The organism is Streptomyces sp. NBC_01351 (assembly GCF_036237315.1).
Classification (GTDB): Bacteria; Actinomycetota; Actinomycetes; order Streptomycetales; family Streptomycetaceae; genus Streptomyces.
This window is the reverse complement of record NZ_CP108356.1, coordinates 116,452-135,732: the sequence shown is the minus strand read 5'-3', so window position 1 is coordinate 135,732 and position 19,281 is coordinate 116,452. Positions and strand designations below refer to the sequence as shown.

Annotated in this window: 18 protein-coding genes and 1 pseudogene; 6 read left to right on the top strand and 13 right to left on the bottom strand. The window is 70.8% G+C overall.

Annotated elements, in window-relative coordinates; all coding sequences use genetic code 11:
• Nucleotides 1-158 precede the first annotated feature (158 nt).
• The 5 genes from OG625_RS00735 (at nt 159) to OG625_RS00715 (ending at nt 4,142) form a co-directional block, all read left to right on the top strand.
• Nucleotides 159-1,010: an NAD(P)H-binding protein gene (locus OG625_RS00735; protein ID WP_329375886.1), complete on the top strand. Its 852-nt coding sequence runs from the start codon at nt 159-161 to the stop codon at nt 1,008-1,010.
• Between the two features lie 538 nt (nt 1,011-1,548).
• A complete protein-coding gene (locus tag OG625_RS00730; protein ID WP_329375884.1) occupies nt 1,549-2,988 on the top strand; it encodes an amidohydrolase family protein in 1,440 nt (479 codons plus the stop codon).
• 53 nt (nt 2,989-3,041) lie between these two features.
• On the top strand, nt 3,042-3,557 hold the full coding sequence (locus OG625_RS00725) for a winged helix-turn-helix domain-containing protein (RefSeq protein WP_443067654.1): 516 nt from the start codon (nt 3,042-3,044) through the stop codon (nt 3,555-3,557).
• Nucleotides 3,554-3,979, top strand: coding sequence for a transposase (locus OG625_RS00720; RefSeq protein WP_329375880.1), 426 nt, complete (start codon nt 3,554-3,556; stop codon nt 3,977-3,979). Before OG625_RS00725 ends, OG625_RS00720 begins: the two co-directional genes overlap by 4 nt.
• Nucleotides 3,906-4,142: a transposase gene (locus tag OG625_RS00715; protein WP_329390362.1), complete on the top strand. Its 237-nt coding sequence runs from the start codon at nt 3,906-3,908 to the stop codon at nt 4,140-4,142. The genes OG625_RS00720 and OG625_RS00715 overlap by 74 nt, the downstream gene beginning before the upstream one ends.
• A gap of 56 nt (nt 4,143-4,198) precedes the next feature.
• Here OG625_RS00715 and OG625_RS41325 read toward each other — a convergent pair.
• Nucleotides 4,199-4,292: pseudogene (locus OG625_RS41325) on the bottom strand (IS5/IS1182 family transposase); the annotation flags it as partial.
• 269 nt (nt 4,293-4,561) lie between these two features.
• Between OG625_RS41325 and OG625_RS00710 the strand changes: the two are divergent.
• The gene (locus OG625_RS00710) at nt 4,562-5,353 is read left to right on the top strand and encodes an aminotransferase class IV (protein WP_329375878.1); all 792 of its coding nucleotides are present in this window, start codon (nt 4,562-4,564) and stop codon (nt 5,351-5,353) included.
• A gap of 364 nt (nt 5,354-5,717) precedes the next feature.
• Here the strand turns inward: OG625_RS00710 and OG625_RS00705 are convergent, their stop codons facing one another.
• From OG625_RS00705 to OG625_RS00650, 12 genes are all read right to left on the bottom strand, one after another.
• The gene (locus OG625_RS00705) at nt 5,718-6,779 is read right to left on the bottom strand and encodes an alpha-hydroxy acid oxidase (protein ID WP_329375876.1); all 1,062 of its coding nucleotides are present in this window, start codon (nt 6,777-6,779) and stop codon (nt 5,718-5,720) included.
• 1 nt (nt 6,780) lies between these two features.
• Complete coding sequence (locus OG625_RS00700; protein ID WP_329375874.1) at nt 6,781-8,061, bottom strand: ATP-grasp domain-containing protein; 1,281 nt, start codon at nt 8,059-8,061, stop codon at nt 6,781-6,783.
• A complete protein-coding gene (locus OG625_RS00695) occupies nt 8,058-9,377 on the bottom strand; it encodes an MFS transporter (RefSeq protein ID WP_329375872.1) in 1,320 nt (439 codons plus the stop codon). The genes OG625_RS00700 and OG625_RS00695 overlap by 4 nt, the downstream gene beginning before the upstream one ends.
• The gene (locus OG625_RS00690) at nt 9,374-10,183 is read right to left on the bottom strand and encodes a hypothetical protein (RefSeq protein WP_329375870.1); all 810 of its coding nucleotides are present in this window, start codon (nt 10,181-10,183) and stop codon (nt 9,374-9,376) included. The genes OG625_RS00695 and OG625_RS00690 overlap by 4 nt, the downstream gene beginning before the upstream one ends.
• Nucleotides 10,180-11,100 carry a branched-chain amino acid transaminase gene (locus OG625_RS00685; protein WP_329375868.1) on the bottom strand — a complete coding sequence of 307 codons (921 nt, stop codon included), beginning with the start codon at nt 11,098-11,100 and terminating at the stop codon, nt 10,180-10,182. The genes OG625_RS00690 and OG625_RS00685 overlap by 4 nt, the downstream gene beginning before the upstream one ends.
• Nucleotides 11,101-11,106: 6 nt before the next feature.
• On the bottom strand, nt 11,107-12,321 hold the full coding sequence (locus OG625_RS00680) for a GNAT family N-acetyltransferase (RefSeq protein ID WP_329375864.1): 1,215 nt from the start codon (nt 12,319-12,321) through the stop codon (nt 11,107-11,109).
• Nucleotides 12,318-13,544 (bottom strand): ATP-grasp domain-containing protein, encoded by a 1,227-nt coding sequence (locus OG625_RS00675; RefSeq protein WP_329375862.1) that lies wholly within the window; start codon nt 13,542-13,544, stop codon nt 12,318-12,320. The genes OG625_RS00680 and OG625_RS00675 overlap by 4 nt, the downstream gene beginning before the upstream one ends.
• On the bottom strand, nt 13,541-14,635 hold the full coding sequence (locus OG625_RS00670) for an Ldh family oxidoreductase (RefSeq protein ID WP_329375860.1): 1,095 nt from the start codon (nt 14,633-14,635) through the stop codon (nt 13,541-13,543). The genes OG625_RS00675 and OG625_RS00670 overlap by 4 nt, the downstream gene beginning before the upstream one ends.
• Nucleotides 14,610-16,019 carry a dipeptide epimerase gene (locus tag OG625_RS00665; RefSeq protein WP_329375858.1) on the bottom strand — a complete coding sequence of 470 codons (1,410 nt, stop codon included), beginning with the start codon at nt 16,017-16,019 and terminating at the stop codon, nt 14,610-14,612. The genes OG625_RS00670 and OG625_RS00665 overlap by 26 nt, the downstream gene beginning before the upstream one ends.
• On the bottom strand, nt 16,016-17,254 hold the full coding sequence (locus tag OG625_RS00660) for a KamA family radical SAM protein (RefSeq protein WP_329375856.1): 1,239 nt from the start codon (nt 17,252-17,254) through the stop codon (nt 16,016-16,018). Before OG625_RS00660 ends, OG625_RS00665 begins: the two co-directional genes overlap by 4 nt.
• Before the next feature lie 77 nt (nt 17,255-17,331).
• Nucleotides 17,332-18,369 (bottom strand): AurF N-oxygenase family protein, encoded by a 1,038-nt coding sequence (locus OG625_RS00655; protein ID WP_329375854.1) that lies wholly within the window; start codon nt 18,367-18,369, stop codon nt 17,332-17,334.
• A gap of 113 nt (nt 18,370-18,482) precedes the next feature.
• Nucleotides 18,483-19,211: a TauD/TfdA family dioxygenase gene (locus tag OG625_RS00650; protein WP_329375852.1), complete on the bottom strand. Its 729-nt coding sequence runs from the start codon at nt 19,209-19,211 to the stop codon at nt 18,483-18,485.
• Nucleotides 19,212-19,281 lie beyond the last annotated feature (70 nt).

Genomic DNA, 19,281 nt, shown 5'->3' with positions numbered 1-19,281 from the left:
TCATGCCCAGGCACGCAGTGTGGGTGCCTGTTCCCGTACGGAGCACAGGCCCGTACTGCCCTGCGCCCGCGCGGCCGGGCACTCCGGCCGGTGCTTGACCTGAACCTTGGTTGATGTACGAGAGTCGTGTCATCGAACGGCGAGACGAGGAGTTTCCGATGACACAGCCCAGGATCCTGGTGACCGGCGCGACCGGAAAGGTCGGCGGCGCGGTGGTGACCCAACTGCACGCGGCGGGCGTGCCCGTGCGGGCGCTGGTGCGAGGCGAGGCGGCATTCCCGGAGGGTGTGCAGGCGGTACGCGGAGATCTCGGTGATCCCGCGTCGCTGGACACGGCTCTGGAGGGCGTCGATTCGGTCTTCCTGGTGTGGCCGTTCCTGAGCGCCGAGGGCGCGTCCGACGTGATCGACGCGGTTGGGAAGCGCGCTCGACGGGTGGTGTACCTGTCATCCGCCGGGGTCGGGAGCGAGAAGGAGGAGCCCGGCGAAGCAATCACCATGTTCCACACGGAGCTGGAACGGCTGATCGAGGCATCGGGCCTGGAGTGGACGGCGCTGCGGCCCACCGGGTTCGCGAGCAACACGCTGGGCTGGGCGGAGGAGGTCCGCACCACCGGTGCGGTACGGGCGCCGCTGGCAAGGCTGGCCCGCCCGCTGATCCACGAGGCGGACATGGCTGCGGTCGCCGTCCAGGCGCTGACGACCGACGCCCTGCTCGGCGCCCGCCCCCTGATCACCGGCCCCGAACTGATCACCCAGGAACGGCAGGTGGCGCTGATCGGCGAGGCGATCGGGCGACCGGTGCGGTTCGAGGAGGTCACGCTGGACGAGGCCATCGAGCAGATGAAGGCCGCAGGTTACCCGGCAGACCTGGTGGAGGCCATATTGCCGGCCCAGGCGGAGATGCTCGACAATCCGGAGCCGGTCAACGATGCAGTGGAGCGCATCACGGGCACCCCGGCCCGGTCCTTCCAGGATTGGGCGATGGACCACGCGGCGGACTTCCGCTGAGAGGGATACGGGCCCCGGCCGTGGGAGCCGATCTGGAAGCGGCCCCGGCCCCGGCAGAACCGGATCGGCAGTGCCGCCGCGCGCCGTGATGCCCGCGCCCTACCCCGGATGCGGTACTCGAACGCCTGGCTGTGGTGACGATGCAGAGCATCCTCCACTGAGTGGAGGACACGAGTTCTGCATCCAGTGCACGATGCCCGACATCGGATGCAGGGCATCGGGTGGGCTCCACCCGATGGGCTCCTCTCTCGCGCGCACCACACCGGTACACTCGGCGGGATCGGTGCCGCGCGTGGGGACAACGCGACGGCGAGGCCGTCACCGCCGTGCTCGACACGCGTTGAAGCCCCACCCGGGCCCACGACTGCGACCGGGAGACGGCATCCACGCGGCTTCTGCGGAAAAACAATTCCACCAACGGCTATCGAAATCCCGTTCGCTGGGCATGTATACGTCTAACCTCCCGCCTTTGGCTGACGCCGCGTCACGGCGCTGCCCGGGCGGGCCTTCCGTCATTCCCCTCGGGAGGTACCACGCCATGCAGTCAGCAGCCCCCACCACGCCCCGGGCCCCCAGCCGCCGCAACCTCCTCGCCGGCCTCGGCCTCGCCGCATCCGCCCCGCTCCTGCTCGGCGCCACCCCACGCGTGATGGCCACCCAGGCCCTCCCCATCACCCCCCACGCTCCCGGCTCCCGCACGGTCCTGCTCCGAGGGGCACGTCTGGTGCTCACCATGGATCCGGCCGTCGGGCACGGCCCGTTGGGGACCCTGGAAAACGCCGACGTGCTGATCCGCAACGGTGCCGTCGCTGCCGTCGGCCAGGGCCTCCAGGCCCCTGCCGATGCGCGGATCCAAGACCTGTCCGGGAAGCTGGTGATGCCGGGCTTCGTGGACGCCCACACCCACCTGTGGCAGTCCGCCATCCGCGGCGGCTGTACGGACGGCAACCTGTTCGGCTGGTTCCAGCGGTGTACCGACGCCCAGCGCGGCCGGCTGACCCCCGCCACCCTGCACAGCTTCGTCCGGCTCGCCGCCCTCGACGCCATACAGGCCGGGGTGACCACCCTGGTCGACTGGGTGGACATCTTCGCGTACGACCTGGTCGAGAGCTACGTACGGGCCCTGGCCGGCACAGGGGTCCGGTTCACGTACGCGATGTACCCGCCCAAGCCCGACGGGCAGTTGGTCGCCCGGGTGAAGCGGGAACTCGTGGACCCGGTGCCGCTGGGCTCCTTCCACATCGCCACCCATGCGACCCGCTCCGCCCGCCACCTCAACCACGCGCACTGGGAAACGGCCCAGGAACTGGGCGTCATGCTCAACTCCCACGTCCTGGAACGCCCCGAGCAGCGCGCCGACGACCCCCTTGGCGTCCTCGCCGATATCGGCGCCCTGGGCCCGAGCCTCCTGCTCAACCACGCGATCCACCTCACGGAGGACGAGATCGCCGCGGTCGGAGCCCACGATGCGCGGGCCGTTCACTGCCCGCTCAGCAACATGCGCCTGGCTTCCGGCATCATGCCGCTGCCGGCGTTCCGCCGGCGGGGCGTGAAGGTCGGCCTCGGCCTCGACGGCGGAACCAACGACACCTCCGACTTTCACGCCCTGATGAAGACCGCCATCGGCCTCCAGCGGGCCCGCTCCATGGAAGCCGGGGTCTTCCCCCAAGTGGAGGACGTGCTGCGGATGGCCACCCTGGGCGGCGCGGAAGCCCTCGGCATCGCCGACAGGGTGGGCTCACTGACCCCCGGCAAGAGGGCGGACCTCGTCGTCCTCGACCCGGCCGCCCTCAACTTCGCCCCCCGCTTCGACTGGGTCGGCCAGATCGTCTTCAACGGACGCCCCGAGAACATCGACGCCGTGTACGTCGACGGTCGGCCGCTCAAACTCGACGGCCGCCTCGTCGACGTCGACACCGCCAGGGTCGTCCGCGAGGCCGAAGCCGCCGCCGCCCGCATCCGCGCCTCTGCCTACTGATCTTTTCGTAAGTTTGGTGGGCGTGGTGGCGGTGTGGGTGGGAGGTTGTCGGGGTGGCTTATCGACCTTCGCCCTCTGCGGCCGGCGCCTCTCTTCCTCCGTTGTCGCGGCCTCAGTTGGCGGAGGCGCGTCGTGTTCGGGCGGTCGAGTTGTTCGAGGACGGTGTCTCGAATGCGGAGATCGCGCGGGCGGTGGGGGTGTGTGCGGAGAGCGTGCGGCGATGGCGGCGTGCGTGGGAGGAAGGTGGTGCTTCGGCCCTGCGGCGGCGTGCGGCCACCGGTCGTCCGCCCAAGCTGGACGACGCCCAGGTCGAGACGGTCCGGGCCGCGTTGGAGCGGGGAGCCCAGGCTCATGGTTTCGAGGCCGACCTGTGGACCCTGGAGCGAGTCGGCGCCGTCGTTGAGCGGGTGACGGGAGTGGGGCTGTCGAGGGCGTCGGTGTGGCGGTTGCTGACCGGCCGGCTCGGATGGAGTCTGCAGCGGCCCGAGCGGCGGGCGGTCGAGAGGGACGAGTCGGAGATCGCCCGCTGGATCGCGCACGAGTGGCCGCGGATCAAAAAGGGGCCGTGAACACACGTGCCTGGATCGTGTTCCTCAACGAATCGGGCGTCTCCCTGCTGCCTCAGATCCGCCGCACCTACGCACCCCGAGGTCGGACCCCGCTGCTGCGGCACCGGCTGAACTGGAAGCGGGCCTCGATGGCCGGGGCCCTGGGATACCACTCCACCGACCCCGATCGAGGGGCCCGCCTGTGCTTCCACCTCAAGCCCGGCAGCTACGACACCGCCGCCCTCATCGAGGTCCTGGAGCAGATGAAGGTGTTCTACCGCGGCGAGCGGGTGGTCCTCGTCTGGGACGGCCTGTCCGCCCATTGGAGCCGCGCGATGCGCTTGGGTCGCCGACCAGGACTGGCTCACCCTGGAGCGATTACCCGCCTACGCTCCCGAGCTCAACCCGGTGGAGCTGCTGTGGTCCTCACTCAAGAAACGTGAACTCGCCAACCTCGCCGGCGACCACCTCGCCGATGTCGCCGACGCCACCGAGCAAGGCATCCACCGCATCAACCACAACCGGCAACTGCCATGGTCCTTCCTCGCCCACACCGGCCTGACCATCCACCCACCACACCCACTGAACTTACGAAAAGATCAGTAAAGGTTGTTGCAGAAGGGTGGGTGTGGGCAGGTCGGAGTGCTGGCTGACCTGCTGGTTCACCGGGCCATGGCGAGGTTGAGCACGGTGGCGATGGCCTGGATGGCGTGGTGGAGGCCGTCGCCCTTTTCGGCGGCAGTGGCGGAGTGGCTTCGTTCACTTCAAGGGGCAGCGTTTGTCCAGCAGTCTGGAGGCAGTCGGCTATCCGCGTGCCCGCCGATATTCACGGCAAATGACGTCAGTCTGACCTTCGCGGCTTGTTCTCCTCATGCGGGTAATCGGACGGGGCCGGCGTCGGCGGTGATCGAAAGAGTCTGTCGCGACGGGAAGGGACGGCGTGATGGCGACCAGTGGGCTGCATCCGGAGAGGACGACCCGGCTGGAGGTGCTCGTCTGGGGAACGGTGTGGCAGCATGATCCGGATGGTGCGCATCGCGATCAATGGCAGACCGGCCCGGGTTGAGGATCTGCATCGGGCCGCTGCCTGGAATTACGGGCACTTCACGTCGATGCAGGTGCGCCAGGGTGCCGTTCGCGGACTGGAGCTGCACCTTGAGCGGATGCGGATAGCCTCCCGTGCACTGTTCAACAGCGCGGTCGACACAGATCCCGCTCGGATACAGGCCTTGTTGCGCCGGTCGACCGATGCGGGGTTGAACGCTTCGGTGCGGGTCACTGTCATTCCGCACGAGAGTTCACCGGTTCACACCGACGTCATCGTTGCGGTCAGTGACCCCGCGTCCGATACGCCCCGCCCGGCGCTGCGGGTACGTTCCACGATCTATGAACGAGACCTTGCTCACCTGAAGCACATGGCGACCATGGGTCTCACTTACCAAGCGCTGCAAGCCCGAAAGGACGGATACGACGACGTCCTGTTCATCGGCCGGGACGGCCTGGTGCGCGAAGGTTCGGTGTGGAACGTGGCGTTCTGGGACGGCGAACAGGTCATCTGGCCCAAGGCCGACGTGCTGCCCGGGGTCACGATGCAACTCCTTCAGGCGGGCCTGACGCAGGTTGGGGTGCCGTGGACCATGCGCCCGGTGCGAGCGGACGAACTTCCGTTGCTGCTGTCCGCCGTGGCTGTCAACTCGCACTGCCCCAGCCAGCCAATCGCGTGTGTCAACGATGCTGCCTTCATAGGCGACGCAGGAGCACTGGTCAAAGCTCTCGATGCGGCCTGGGCCACAGCCGAGTGGGTTTCGCTGGACTAGCCCCTGCCGGGGTGCACGGTGAGGCGGCGGCCCGCGCTGTCGGGTGGTGGTGGCCGGCCCCGGAGGCCCCCGCAGGGGTGAATCTTCCCTCGCGTACGCGTAGACGGATCCGCGATGCACCCCTAACTCGGCGCAACTCGGGGGATGGTGACATGAACCAGGATGTTTCTGGCGCAGCCCGGTGGTCGGACCCGTCGGATGTGCGATTGGGGTGCGTTTCGTGATGAGCATCCTCTTGTCCGTCTGCGGATCGATGGGCATCGCAGCTGTCTCGCGCGTCTGGCTGAGGGTTGGCGAGAGCGCGGTGGGTGATCGGGGGCTTGCTCAGCCCAGTGAGGCATGGGCGAGGTGGGCGTGGGCCGGCTCAGCAGTGGAGGAAACTTCCGTCGATCTCCGCGACCCGGGACGCGCCGGCCAAGGCCATGGCCATCGACAGTTGCGTGCGGTACGAATCCAGCAGCGCGGCTACCCCGTCAGCGCCGTCGAGCGCGAGCGCCCACAGCACCGGCCGTCCCACGAGGACGGCACGGGCTCCTAGCGCCAGGGCTATCAGCACATCCGTACCCGTCCGGATGCCGCCGTCCACCAGGACGGGGACGGCATCGCCGACGGCCCGGGCGATTGCCGGGAGGGCGTCGGCCGTGGCCACGGCGCGGTCGAGCTGGCGGCCGCCGTGGTTGGAGACGATGACCCCGGCCGCGCCCGCCGCCACGCACTCCCGCGCGTCGTCCGCCCGAAGTACGCCTTTGACCAGCACCGGAAGACCGGAGAGCCGCCCCAGTTCGCCGATCGCGTCGAGGCCGAGGGCCGGGTCCTGCTCCCAGCCCGCGAGCCGGGTGCCGAGCCCGACCGACCGGCACAACTCGTCGTCCAGAGGCAGGGGCAACGGGAGCCCGGCCGTGGCCTTCGGCGGAACGTACGGCGCATCGACCGTCAGGACCAGCGCCCGAGCCCCGGCCGCGGTGGCCCGCTCGACCTGCCGGCGGGTGATGTCCCGGTCCCGCAGCCAGTAGACCTGGTACCACCAGGGACCGGCTGCCGCCGCGACGTCCTCCGGGTACCGGGTGGCCCGGGAGGAGAGCACCATCAGTGAGCCGGCCGCCGCGATGCCCGCGGCCGTGGCCACCTCGCCCTCGTCGTGCGCCATCCGGTGGAAGGCGGTCGGCGCGGCCAGCACGGGCGAGGTCAGCCGGCTGCCCAGCAGCTCCACAGTGGTGTCCACGGCGGACACGTCCCGCAGGACCCGCGGGGCGATCCGCCGGGCCCGCCAAGTCCCGACGGCCTCCGCCGTGCTGATCTGCTCGTCGGAGCCGGCTGCGTAGAAGTCGTAGGCCGCGGCGGGCAGGACGGCGCGGGCCCGCTCCTGCAGCCCGACCGCCGCCGAGACCCGCCGGTAGGCCGGAAGGCCGGCCGGACTCGTCGTCATGTCAGGCCCAGGCCTCCGAGCAGGAACCGGTGCCGGTGTCGCCGGATACCCGGACCATGAAGTCCAGTCCCGCCACGGCCTCCCGGGCCCGCGCGACGGCCTCGGCCGCGTCCGCGCCTCGAGCCCGGACGAAGGCGGCCCGAGACTCGGAACTGTCCAGGTCCCCCAGAGCATCGCCCGCGTCGAGAAGCGCCTCGGCCGTCACGACGCCCGGCAGCCCGGCGGCGTCGGCCAGGCCGTTGACCGCCGCGAGCGTGCCACGTGCCTGCGGTACCGCGAACCAGATCGCCTCGGGGCGCCGGTCCACACCCGGGTCCGCGAGGGTTTTGCGGATGTCGGCGAGCACGGACTGGCCCAGGGTCTGGCGGACCACGCAGTCGACCAGGTCCACGCCGGTGACATCCTGGACGAGGTACGGGATCTCGTCCCCGGCGAGCCGCACGTGGGTCTCGATGACGCGCGGCCCGGCGGTCGTCAGCACGATCTCGGTATGGGTGACGCCGTAACCGATGCCCAGGCCGTCGAGCAGTCGGCGTACGTAGTCGTGGACCGACTCGGTCTGATCCGGGGTGAGTTCGGCGGGCACGACGTGGCCGAGCTCGACGAAACCGACCGGGTCGGAGAACTTGCGGGTGACCGCGAGGATCTCGTGCTCTCCCTCCTCGGAGAAGGCCTCGACGCTGAACTGAGGGCCCTCGTGGAAGCGCTCCACGAGTACTCCGGCGTCCGGGATCACCTCGAAGTCGCGGGAGGCGCGCGCGAAGGCCGCGTCGGCCTCCTCGACGCTCCGCACCACGGAGACGCCGAAGCTCGCGGCGCCCTGGACGGGCTTCACCACGCAGGGTGTCCCGTGCTCGGCGAGGAAGGACCGCAGTTCGGCGGCGTCCGCGACCCGCGCCACGGGTGTCTCGTCGACCCCGATCTCCGCGAGCCGGCGGCGCATCGCGTGCTTGTCGTGCACGTACGCGATGGTCTGGGGGGTGTGGCAGGGCAGGCCCAGAGCCTCGGCCACGGCCGCGGCGCGGTCCTGGTCGCGCTCGCCGAACGTGCCGACCCGGGTGAAGGGATGACGGGCGTGCACCGCCGCGGCAAGCGCGATCCACTCCTCGTCGGGCGCCTCGCGGCGCAGGGCGAGGACCCGGTCGTGCTGACCGGGCTTGCGGATCTTGGGGAGGAAGTCCATGCGGCACAGGATGGTGGTGGCCACGTCCGGGCCTCCGGCTTCACGGATCAGGCCGGGGATCTCCCGGCCGCCACCGACGATGAGCACGTGTTCGGTCATGTTGTCACCTCTGTGGGTGTGGGGGTGGAGGGGGCGGCGAGCACCGGTTCAGGCTCTGCACGCGGGCCGCCGGTGGCCCGTACGACCAGAGCGGCCAGCGCGAAGACCACGGCCAGCAGCGCCCAGCCGATGCTGCCCAGCGGCAGCATCACGGCGGTCATCAGCACAGGTCCCAGGATCTGCTGGCCCGTCACGCCGAGGCTGAAGGTGGCGAGGTAGCGGGCGCGGGCGGGCGCGGGGGCCATCTCGTAGGACAGGTTCCAGGCCGCCACGGCATGCAGGTTCTCGCCGACGGTCAGCAGGACGACCGCGAGCACGGCGAAGGCCACGGCGGGCCAGACCGAGACGTGCTCCGCGCCCGCGAAGACGCCGCAGGACAGCAGTAGGGGGAGTAGCGCGGCCCAGACGAGCTTGAGCGCGCGGGCGGTGGTCTCGGCGAACTTGGCGACGTAGACCTGCAGCAGCACGGTGAGCACGGTGTTCACCGCGAGCAGCACCGAAACGGCCGCGGCGGGCGCGGTGGTGGAGGTGGCCAGCCATAGCGGCAGCAAGACGAAGAGCACCGAGTCGTGCAGGGCCAGCACACCGTTCGAGACGGTGAACAGCATGAAGCGCAGGTCTCGGAAGGGACTGCGGACGCTTGCCGCCGCCGGGTCCGCGGATGCCTTCGTCGCCTCCACCCGCCGGTCCGTGACCGCTGTCTTGCGCCGCAGCCGCTCCACCACCACGGCGATGACGAAGAAGGTGAGGGAGTTGCCCAGGAACAGCGCGGCGAACGCCGCCCGGTGCTCGATCGCCAGCACCGCGCCGGCCAGCAGGAAGCCTGCCGTCAGCCCGATGTTGCGCACCGAGCGGATCGAGGCCATCGTCCGGGTCTGGTTCCCGCCGCCTTCGATGAGCCCGACCACGACCTGCTGCAGCGGCGAACAGCCCCGGTCCAGCGCGGTCAGCACGCAGGTCAGGATCGCGTACGGCCAGAAGCCGTCGACCAGTGCGAAGCCGGCGTAGCCGACGCCGCGGGCCGCGAGCAGTCCCACGTACACCTTGGTGGGGCCGATGCGGTCGGCAAGCCGGCCGAGCGGCACGGGGCTGAGCAGTCCGACGACGCCCGCGACGGAGAGCACCACGCCGACCTGGGTGGCCGGCAGGCCGACCACGGTGACGAAGTACAGCGTCGAGGCGGCGAGGAACATGCCGGAGCCGACGGAGTCGACCGTGGCGCCCGCCGCCAGCTTCCGTCCCGCGGGGGTCCTGGGCAGGATCGCGAGCAGGAAGCGCGCGATCCTCCCGTTCTGCCGGGCCTCGGTCCCGCTCATGCGTCGGTTCCCTGCACGGCGGGCGTGGCCGAACCGATCCAGCCGACGAGTTCGGCGGTACGCCGCACGTGGATCTCCGTGGCTGCCTCCGGCGGGGGCTGGCGCAGCCAGTTCCAGGTGTACCGGCGGGCCGCGTTGACGCACAGCAGCCCTTCCTCCCCCGGGAGGCCGGCCGCCTCGGCGAGGAGAGCGGCGGCCAGCTGGAGGCGGCCGATCCGGTCCACCAGGACCCAGCCGCCCGCGGCCGTGAACGCGGGATCCGCGCCCACCCACTCGTCGCGCGTGGCGCCGAGTCCGAGCAGCGCCTCGTCCGTGATGTCCCACGCGGCGGCCGCCCGGCCGTCCGGGCGTGGCCCCAGCGCCGTGCGCAGCCGCGCGCACACGGCGTCGTAGTGCGCGGCGTCGGCGAGGGAAGCGATCAGGCGTGTGACCAGCCGGTGTGCGGAGTCGACCGACTGCCCTTCGCGCACGGGCGGCGTGCCCTCGGCCCCCATGGCGTCCGCCCGGGTCCGTACGACGTCTTCCTGGACGGTCCAGCGGACGCAGCCGTGCATGACGTCGTCGGTGTCGTCGGCGCCCTCCGGGGAGGCCGTCCCGGTGACACGAAGCCAGGCCCGGGCGGCGGCCAGGTCGATCAGCCGGTCGCACACCTCCTCGCCCAGCGATACGTGACCGGGCCGGCCGTCGAGCACGGGGGGCAGGTCGGCGGCGGCTGCCTCCAGCCGCGCCACGGCCGCCCGCACGCCCGGCCCTTCCCGCCCGACCGTGGAGTCCTTCTCTGTCGGGGAGTCGAACTCCGTGGTCATACGTGCTCCAGCCAGCTCGCGTACGACTCTTCGCGGCCTCGCACGACCTCCTGGAACAGCTCGCGCAGCTGCTTGGTGACCGGGCCGACACCGCCCGCGCCGACCGGCCGCTCGTCCACGGAGGCCACCGGGACGATCTCCGCGGCCGTGCCGGTGAGGAAGGCCTCGTCGGCGATGTACACCTCGCTGCGAGGGATGCTGCGTTCGGTGACCTGCAGCCCGAGGTCGCGGGCGAAGGTGATGACGCTGTCGCGGGTTATGCCGGGCAGGATGCCGTCGCTGACGGGCGGGGTGATCAGGGCGCCGTTCCGGACGAGGAACAGGTTGGCGGCCGAGGCCTCCGCGATGTGGCCGTTCGCGGTCAGCATCAGCGCGTCGTCGTAGCCGGCGCGCTGCGCGCCCACCTTGGCCAGCGCACTGTTGACGTAGGCGCCGGTGGCCTTGGCCAGCGGGGGAACCGTCTGGTTCGAGTTGCGCTGCCAGTTGCTGACGATCAGGCGGCAGCCCTCGGTCTCCGCCTTGTCGCCGAGGTACGAGCCCCAGGGCCAGACGGCTATGGACACGCGGACCGCGTCGAGCTGCGGGGCCACGCCCATCTCCCCGTATCCGAGGTAGGCGATGGGCCGGATGTAGCAGGAGTCCTGGCCGTTGACTCGGCACAGCTCGCGGACCGCCTCGACGAGCTCCTCGTCGGTCCAGGGGAGTTCCATGAGGTAGACGCGGGCCGAATCGCGCAGCCGGGCGATGTGCTCGCGCAGCCGGAACACGGCGGACCCGGTGTCGGTCGCGTAGGCACGGATGCCCTCGTAGACGCCCCATCCGTAGTGCAGGCTCGGCGTGAGCACGTGCACCTTCGCGTCGTCCCAGGGGACCAGGTCGCCGTCCATCCAGATGAAGGGGGTCGGGATCAGTGGCACGTCGGCTCAGTCTCCTTGTGAGGTGGTGCTGTTCGGGCCGAGGCTGCGCAGCCGGCAGTCCTCGCCGGTGCTCTGCAGGCGGATGGTCTCGGTGAGGGTCTCGTGGCCGGAGCCGGTGAAGCGGAACCAGCCCTGGCGCTGCTCGAGGTCGCATCCGCGAAGCTTCTTCGCGTCGTAGGCGGCGAGGCCGTACCAGATGTCGCGGACTCCGTTGGCCAGACACCAGCGGATGGACTCGTAGTAGGTGAGGACGAAGTAGACGCCCTTTGCCCGGTCGTCGTCGTAGCCGGCGGTCCGCCCGTACACCGCATCGCCCGACCGGAGGTAGAGGCAGAAGCCGACGGTCTCGCCGTCGAGTTCGGCGCTGATCACGAGGATGCTGTCGCCGACGGTCTCCCGGATGGCGTCGAAGTCCCTCTGCACGCGCGGGCGGCCGCCGGGCAGTCCGTACTTGGCGCGCAGCCCCACCTGCAGGTCGGTGATCGCGTCCGACAAGGCGTCGGGGCCTTCACGGATCACGGTCCGGAAGCCGGCCTCCGCGTACTGGCGCAGCTCGCGGTTGGTCCGCATGCGCTTCTTGCTCGTCAGCCCGGACAGGTACGTGTCCCAGTCCGCGGCCTCGAGCCGCATCACGGACTCCGCACCCAGCACGGCCGGCGTGTGGCCCAGCGCCTCGGCGGCCGGGCCGATGGCCTCGGCTTGTTCGTCCGTGACGTACAGCAGGGCGTTGCTGCGGCAGCCGAGGGTGCGGGCCGCGTCGTCGAGCAGGCGGGGCAGCTCGGCGAGGACCTCCCGCTGTTCTGCTCCGGTGCGTCCGGTGGCGTGGACGATGCCGTGGTGGGAGCCGAAGACGGACAGGGCAACCGAGGGGTACTGGTCGCGGCGTGCGTCCGGAAGTGCGGCGGCGAGCTCCTCCCAGCGGGCCCGGCCGAGCTCCGGCAGCCGCTCGGGGTCACCGAATGCGTTCAGGTCGCCGACCATCTTGGGGGCGTCGTAGAAGAGCAGTCCGCCGCCGTCGCGGGTCACCAGCAGCGGGGCCAGGGCCACGAGCGAGCCCTGTTCGTACACGCCGAGGTAGCGGGTCTCGTGCAGGTCGGTGCGTTCGGTGAACCGCCACCAGCGGTCGTCCTCCCAGATGACCGGCGGCCGGTCCAGCGCCGGGAAGTCCGCGGCGGTGGGGCGGGTCGCGGGGTCGAGGACCTCGGCGGTCAGTGAGCTCACGGTGTTTCCTCCGATACGAGGTCCCAGCCGAAGGCGGCCTCGGCCTCGGCTTCGCTCTTGGCCACGAGGGCGAGCAGCTCCCCGGCCGACCGGGCGGTCACCAGCCAGGTGGCGATGAAGTCACCGGACTTGCGGGCCCGGTAGCGGTCGCCGCCCCAGTCCTCGCCTTCCTCGGCGAGCACGGCGAATTCCTGGGCGCAGGTGGGCGGTTCGTTCGGGATCCGGGTGATCCGCCCGTTCCGCGGCGGCAGGCCGAAGTTGGCGACGAGCGGCGCCGACCGGGCGTGGTCCCGGACCGCGTCCAGGTTCACGGGCAGTCCGCACTCGATCCTGGCCCACAGGTGCCTCGGGTCGAGGCCCAGTACGACCTCGAGCATGGCCGGGATCGGGGTGCCGCCGACTCGGCCCGCGATCTCGCAGAGCACGATCTCGTCCGCGTCCGTCACGAAGAACTCCGCGTGGACGAAGAGCGAGGGCGCGGGTGGCAGCGCGGCCACGAGCCGCCAGGTCTCCGCGACCAGCCGGGCGTGGAGCGGGTCGTCCGCCTCCAGCATCCAGCTTCCGTTGCCGGAGTCGGTCCAGTGCGACAGACAGCCGCCGTCGGTGTACACGGACGGGATCGAGACCACCGGTTCGCCGCCCACGTGCAGGGCGTCGACATGGCAGAACCGGCCGGCCACGAACTCCTCCACCTCGTGGTCCCCGGAGCGGATCCGTCCTGCCACGGACGGGAGATCCGCGGACGTTTCCAGGACGGCCACGCCGGTGGAACCGGAGCCGCCGCGCGGCTTGACCACGACCGGGCCGGGGTGGGCCGCCATGAAGGCGAGGACATCGGCCTCGGACGCCAGGGGCGCGAAGGCCGGCACCCGGACCCCGCCTTCGGCGGCGAGCTCCTTCATGCGGACCTTGTCCCGGTACGCGCGGGCGCTCTCGGGGCGCTGGCCCGGCAGGCCGAGCTCCTCGCGCAACCGCGCGGCGCGCTCCACGTCGACCTCGGCCAGCGCCAGGACGCGGGTGACCTCGTGCCGCTCGTACAGGCGGCGTGCGGCCTCCAATACGGACGCGTCGTCGAAGTAGTCGGAGACGGTCTCGGTATCGAGGAAGCCGGGGCCGGGGTCGACCCCGCGCCCGGTGACGGCGAGCAGCCGGCCCGCCTCCTCGCCGAGCCATTCGGCGAAGGGGAGTCCGGCGTTGCGCGGGCTGATGAGGACCAGGATCACGCGCCGGCCTCGATTCCGTGGCGGGCGGCGAGCTCCGCGAACGCGCGCGCGGTGGGCTCGTCGAGCGGGATGCCATGGGCGGCCCGTTCCTCGGCGGTCTGCCGCTGCGGATCGCCCGGCACCAGGACGGGCAGAGCAGCGTCGACGCCGGAGCGGGACTGCCGGGTCGTGGTCACCAGATCGCTGAAGCCGGCGGCGAAGCTCTCCGTGCCGGCGAAGGCGGCCGGGTCGAGACAGATGAGGAAGTGGCCGATGTTGCGGCTGCGGCCGGGGGTGGACGAGCCGATGTGCTCCAGGTGCCAGTCCGCCGGCGAGCCGGTGAGGACGGCGCCGAGGAGCGTGGCGACCATGGCGAGGCCCTGCCCCTTGTAGCCGCCGAGCGGGGACAGGGCGTACGCGTCCTCCGGGTCGGTGGCGAGGCGTCCGTCGACGTCGGTGGCCCAGCCGCTGTCGAGGGCGCGGCCGTGCTTGCGCCGCTCCTTGATCTCGCCGAAGCAGACCTGGCTGGTGGCCATGTCGAGGGCGAACTCGTCGCCGTCGTCGGCGGCGGCGAAGCTGAGTGGATTCGTGCCGTACAGCGGCTGCGTGCCCGAGAAGGGGGCGACGCGGGATGCCGCGGAGGTGGTCACGATGCCGACCAGGCCCTCGGCGGCGAGATGGCGGCTGTAGACGGACGCGGCGCCGAAGTGGTTGGAGTTGCGGACGCCGACCGCCGCCACGCCGTGTTCGCGGGCCCGCTCGGCGGCGATGCGCGCGGCGGCGAGGCCGGCCACCACACCGAGGGCGCCGTCGGCGTCGAGCATCACGGCCGCGCCGGAGTCCCGTACGACGGTGATGTCGGGCCGTGCGGTGGCGATCCGCTCCTGGAGTTCGGTGAGGTACTGCGGGAGCAGTCGCAGGCCGTGCGTGTCGATGCCGCGCAGGGAGGTGTCGGTCAGTGCGGCGGCCACGTCGTGGGCGTCGCCGTCGGGGACGCCCGCCGCGCGGAGGGCGGCCGTGGCGACGGCCGTGGCGGTGTCCGCCGCGAGCCGCGCGGGCACCTTGGCCGCTGCGGGGTCGGCGGGTTCATGCGCGGTGGTCGTGCTGGTCATGCGGGTTCGCCTTCCAGACCAAGAGGGTGTCGGTGTGGCCGTCGTGGGGCGTGAAGCCGGTGGCGTGGGCGGCGGCCGGGACCGCGGGCTCCGCGTGCATCCAGACCGTGTGGGCCCCGTCGGCCACGGCCCGGGTGACGGCCGTGCGCAGCAGGGCGGTGAGCTCCGGGTCGCTCGCCCCGCCGGCTGTGGACAGGTCGGCCAGCTGCCGGACGTGCTGGGATGGCGCGCAGCCCGGCAGCGGCCGGCGCCGTACGCTGACCGAGGCGACCTCCGTGCCGTCGCGGTACGCGGACAGCTGCCCGCTGTCCCAGTCCGTCATCTCGCCGGCGGTGGGCCGCACGGTGAACGCCGGACCGGTGAAGTCCGGGACGAAGCCGGTGCCGGGGGCGTGCGGCAGGGTGATCCGGCCGTGGTCGTCGAGCAGGATGCCGACGCCGGTGTCCACCGCGAGCAGGGCGATGGAGTCGGCGTCGAGGTGGTCGACGTAGGGGCCGAGGTGGGCCGTGGCCGAGACACCGGCGCTCGATTCCGGCATGCAGCCGAGCATCGTGCCGAGGCCCGCGGCGCGCGCCCGGCGGAGCATCCGCAGCGCCGGAGTGATGCCCCCCGCCTTCATGAGCTTGAGGTTGACGCCGTCGAACGCGTCCGTGCAGGCGTCGAGGTCGTGCGGACCGGTGATGCTCTCGTCGGCGAACACCGGAATCGGGGAGGCTGCCTTGAGCGCGCGGGCGTCGTCCCAGTGCTCGCGGGGGAAGGGCTGCTCCAGCAGTTCCACGCCGAGCGCGGCCATGGAGTCGAGCGTGGCGAGCGTGTCCGGAAGATTCCAGCCGCAGTTGCCGTCCACGTAGAACGGTGCGTCGGTGTGTTCACGCAGCGCCCGGAGGATGTGCAGGTCGCCGGGTCCGGCGAGCTTGACCTTGTAGGCGGGCCAGCCCGGCCGTTCCAGCAGCTTGCGCACCATGACGGCGGGTTCGTCGAGCCCGATGCTGTAGCTGGAGTGCAGCGCGCCGGGCTCGTCCGCGCCGAGGTGCTTCCACAGGGGCACACCGGCGAGCCGTGCCGCCAGGTCGTGCGCGGCGACGTCAAGGGCCGCCAAGGTGAAGGGGGAGCCTGCGAGCAGGGGGGCCAGTACGGCCCAACTGCCCTCGGGATCGTCGGCCGGGAGGGCACGCACCGTGTCCGCGACCCGGCGCAGGTCGTCGTGCATGGCTGCGAGAGCGGAGTTGTAGCGGTCGGTCATGAAAGCCGAGGCCTCGCCGAAGCCGGATACTCCGCCGGCAGTGAGTTCGATCAGCAGGCCCGGCTGCTCGGGAATGGCCTCCCGGGCGCTGCGCCAGACATCGTGGTCGGTGAGTCTGATCTCGTGGACGTAGAGCTTCATGCGCTGAGCTCGGGGAACGGCGGGAACGAAGTCCCGGAGCCGGAGAGCGGTTTGAGCTCGTCGTACCACTGGGCGTGCTCGTCGTAGGCGGCGAAGAACGGGCGGCCCACCCACTCGGCCCGACGGGCCTGCAGGAAGCTGAGGACGAAGGCGTCCTCGCCGCCGACCTGCGCGGTGCCGTGGATCATCACCTTGCCGGGGCCGGCCGACATGACCGGGCCACGGGCGGTGCGTGCGAGGCCGGAGACACCGCGGATGGCCTCGGTGTAGATCTCCAGCGCCCGGACGAGCGGCAGCCCGAAGTAGTTGCGCGCTCCGGTATCCCGCTCGACGAACATGTAATAGGGGACGATGCCCAGCTCGACCTGCATCTGCCACATCTGGGACCATGCGGCCGCGTCGTCGTTGACGTGCGCCACCAGGGGAGCCTGGCCACGGATCACGGCGCCGGTGGAGAGGATCCGGGCGATGGCCTCGCGCACCGCGGTGGTCTCCAGCTCCCGCGGATGCGAGAAGTGGGCCATGACGGCCACGTGTCGGCCGGCGGCGACGGCGCGCTCGAAGAGCCGCATCAGGTCGTCCGCATCCGGTCCGGTGGTGAACCGGGCCGGCCAGTAGGACAGTGCCTTGGTGCCGAACCGCAGGGTGCGAACGGAGTCCGCCGTCTCCTCCAACAGCGGCTCGACCCAGCGTCGCACCACGTCGGTGCGCATGATCATCGGATCGCCGCCGGTGAAGAGCACGTCGGTGACCTCGGGGTGCCCGGCGAGGTAGCCGGTCAGATCGGCGGGGTCGCGCAGTGCCTGGCGCAGCTCTGCCTGGCTGACGAACTGGGCCCAGCGGAAGCAGTAGCCGCAGTACGAATGGCAGGTCTGGCCCTGGGAGGGGAAGACCAGCACGGTCTCGGCGTACTTGTGCTGGAGTCCGTCGAGCCGACGGCCGTCCAGCATGGGGACGTTGGCCTCCAGCTGGTCGCCCGGGTGCGGGTTGAGCTCCAACTGGGCCGCGGCGGCGGCCTGGCGGAGCTCCTCACGGGGAGCTCCGCCGGCCAGCAGGGCGGCCATCCGGTCGAAGACGGGTGCGGGGAGCATGTCGCGGTGCGGGAAGGTCAGCCGGAAGATCGGGTCGTCCGGAGCGGCCGACCAGTCGATCAGCTCGTCGGCAACGTACTCGTTGACCTTGAAAGGCAGCACGCTGGAGACCACACGCAGGTCCCGGACGTACTCGCCGGGCATGCCACGGTCCTGCGCAAGCTGAGCGAGACGCTCGTTCGCGTAGTGCTTCACCGGGATGTCTCGATTCCTCGTCGCGGTCAGCGGGCTACGTGGGACTTGGACCAGTCGAATTCGACGAGCTCCTGGACGCCCATCCGCTCGATGAGCGTGTGCAACCCCGTGTAGTCGCGCACCAGGCGCTTGCGGCTTGTCTCCGCCTGGCAGTCGGCGAGCATCTCGTGGCCGCCTTCGACACCGGCGAGGTCCATGATCCGGTGCCAGGTCGTGTAATCCGTGGCGACGAACGCCTCCAGCCCCTCGAAGAGCATGTCGCGGAAGAACCGCTGCTTCTTCTCGTCGAGCTTGTCGTGCACCACCTCGGCCAGGACGGCGGAGATGGAGGCGTGGCAGTACTCGTCACGGTTGTGCAGTTTGGCGGTGCTGCTGTTGATCGGCTGGATCATTTCGTCGTCCGCCAGCAGATCCAGATAGGCATTGATCGAGATCTCGGACACCGTCGCGAAGGCGAGCGTGGTCAGCGACTTCTCCCACCTCTGGCCGGAGCTGTCGCGCAGCCGCTGGTGCTCACGCGCCGTATGGGAGATGGGCAGGTCGTTGTCGGGCATGGCCCGGCCGCGCCGACGCCGGGTAACGGCGCTCGCGTTGAGGTGCATGAGGGTGTGGTACTGCTCGTCAACCATCGCCTGGGCGAGCGAGATGTTGAGCGCTTCGTCCTGGAGCATGGGGTACTCGCCCTCCATGACCAGGGCGAAGGCCGGGTTGGCGACCTTCTGCTCGGCCATGATCGTGTGGCGGTTGTACGCGATCCAGGCCCAGCTCAGGAGTTCGGACTTCTTCGCGGGGTCGAGCGCCTGGTAGGTGGGGTGGTCGGAGAAGGGCAGGATGCCCTCCGGGTAGTCCGGCCGGTCGATCTCGAACAGCTCGTCGAGGTCCGGCTCGTCGCGCTTCACGGTCGCCCGACGGTGCCAGTTGCCGACGAGCCGGCGGATGACGGCGCTTTCGACCTGGTCGTCAGGGTTGTGCCGAGGCACGCCTTCGGGCAGCCCCTTCAGCTCCTCCGGCAGGCCGGTGGGGAACTCCTCTTTGGCGAGTAGGGCGTTCTGGGCGTCGGTCATGGTTCAGCCTTACAAGATCGGTGTTCCGGTGGTGCGGCGCGGGCCGCACCTGTGTCGGGCGCCTGAGCGCAGGCCGCGAACGCGTGGAGCGGTCGACGCGGCGATGATGCGGCTCAGCGCTGGGCCGCGACCCAGTAGCGGGTGAGGTGGCGCTTCGCATCGCGGTACGCGGAGCGGGCGTGCACCATGCGCTGGTTGTCCCAGACGAGGATCGAGTCCTCGGGGATGAGCACGGAGACCTTGTGTTCCCGGAAGAACGCCTCGGCCTGCTCGGCCAGGTGGATGCCGAAGCTGCCCAGCGGGAGCTGCGCGGGGTCGACGGACGCGTCGACCGGCGGGTCGTACTGCCCGGTGGTCAGCAGGTTGTAGCTGAAGCGGAGGATCTCCCGGCCGCTTTCGGTGCGCTCCACGACGGGGCGCCGCACGCCTTCGGTGCCGACGCCACCGGTGTTGTGGCCGAGCCACTCGATCTCGCGCTCGTACAGGGCGGCACGGTCCTGCTCGCCCAGCGAAGCCACGAACTGGCTCATGTCGGCCAACTCGGTGTGGCCGCTACCGCAAGTGGCCTGGACCCGGCAGTGCAGGGCCAGGTAACTGGGCGTCGGGCTCCAGCCCGGCGCCTCGGTGTGGACGAGGATGGTGTTGACGCTCTTGGAATAGCGTCGCTCCTCGAAGCCCGGCGCGGCCTTGACCTGGTAGCGCAGCGAGCCGTCGTACTGCGGGACGAGCTCACCGAAGGCGCTCAGAACCTCGGCAGCCTCTTCGTCCGCTTCGATCCCTTTGAGCAAGGTATAGCCCTGCTGTGCAAGTTCCCAAGCGTGAAGGTCAAGCGCGGTAGACATGTCGAATTCCCCCAAAATCAACAGGTTCGAGCCCACGGCAATCAACATTGTGATCACCTTCCGGGCTCAC